Here is a 1,681-nt window from a genome sequence, read left to right as displayed (position 1 = left end):
GTGTTCACCAAAGGCACCACCAACGACATCTACGTAGGCCTGTCCACCGGCACCACCTTCACCGCCGGCACCAAATGGCACGACTACTTCGGCCTCGGCAACGAGGCGACCCTGTGATCCCCGGACGGGAGGCCCCGATGGCCGGAACGCGATCGAGATGGCGCCGCGGCGCCGTCGCCCTGGCCGCCGCGGCGCTCGCCGGCGCGGTCGCGGCCCCGCCCACGCCGGCCACGGCCGCGCCCCGCGACGCGGTGGACTCGGCCTTCCAGCGGGCGGCGCACGAGTTCGGCGTACCCAGGGACGTGCTGGTCGCCGTCGGCTACGGCGAGTCCCGGCTCGACGCCCACGGCGGCAAACCCAGCCAGGCCAACGGGTACGGGGTGATGCACCTGGCCAGCAACCCCACCCGGCACACGCTGGAACGGGCGGCGACGCTGACCGGCGAGCCGGTCGCGCGACTGAAGTCGGCCACCCCGGCGAACATCCGCGGCGGTGCGGCGGTCCTGCGCGAACTCGCCGACACCGAAGGGCTGACCGCCGCGGACCGCAACCGGGTCACCGCCTGGTACCCGGTGGTCGCGAGGTACAGCGGCGCCGCCGACGACGCGACCGCCCGGCTGTACGCGGACGCCGTCTACGACCTGTTGCAGCAGGGCATTCCCGGCCCCGTGCCGGTGCCGGCCCGCCGGCTGCGACCGGAACTCGGCCGGTACGCGGCGGTGGCCCCGGCCGGCTCGACCGTGGCCGGCGCGCTCGCCGCCGCGGTGCCGGAGTATCCGCCGGCCCGGTGGGTGCCCGCGAACAGCGCCAACTACGCGGTCGGCCGGTCCAGCCGGATCACCACCGTGATCATCCACGTCACCCAGGGCTCCTACGCGGGCACCGTCAGCTGGTTCCAGAACCCGTCGGCTGGGGTGAGCGCCCACTACGTCGTCAAGTCGAGCAACGGCGAGATCACCCAGATGGTGCGCGAGGGCGACACCGCCTACCACGCCCGGTCCGGCAACGCCTACGGACTCGGCATCGAGCACGAGGGCTACGTGGACAATCCCGCCTGGTTCACCGACGCCATGTACCGCTCCTCGGCGGCCCTGACTCGCTACCTCTGCGACAAGTACGGCATCCCGAAGGACCGTAACGGCATCAAGGGCCACAACGAGATCGCCGGCAACGACCACACCGATCCCGGACCCAACTGGAACTGGAACTACTACATCTCGCTGGTCAACCAGGGCGGCGGCGGAGCGGGCGCCCGGTACTTCGGTGGCTCCCCGACCGACTTCTCCGGCGACGGCCGCGACGACGTGGTGGCGTTCACCCACGGCACCCTCGCCGACGTGTACGTCTCGACCTCCACCGGCACCGGCTTCGCCGGCACGTCCGTCAAGTGGAACGACTACTTCGGGCTCACCGGCGAGACCCCGTTGACCGGTGACTTCGACGGCGACGGCCGCGACGACATCGTGGTGTTCACCCAGGGCACGCTGGCCGACGTGTACGTCGGCCTGTCCACCGGCACGGGTTTCCTGGCCGGTGCCAAGTGGCACGACTGGTTCGCCCCGAACGCCGAGGTCCCCGCCGTGGGCGACGTGAACGGCGACGGCCGCGACGACATCGTCACCTTCACCCACGACGCGGCGGCGGATGTGTACGTGGCGCTGTCCACCGGCTCCTCCTTCGC

General features: G+C 71.8%; 1 protein-coding gene. It reads left to right on the top strand.

The annotated features are described in order from the left end of the window. Window positions 1-137 precede the first annotated feature (137 nt). The coding region (locus ACIBPB_RS33630; RefSeq protein ID WP_396843258.1) for an N-acetylmuramoyl-L-alanine amidase at window positions 138-1,681 on the top strand (1,544 nt) is incomplete at its 3' end.

This window comes from Micromonospora sp. NPDC049836, assembly GCF_044465125.1.
Taxonomy (GTDB): Bacteria; Actinomycetota; Actinomycetes; order Mycobacteriales; family Micromonosporaceae; genus Micromonospora.
The sequence above is the reverse complement of the archived record's forward strand: the minus strand, read 5'-3'. Positions and strand labels throughout refer to the sequence as shown.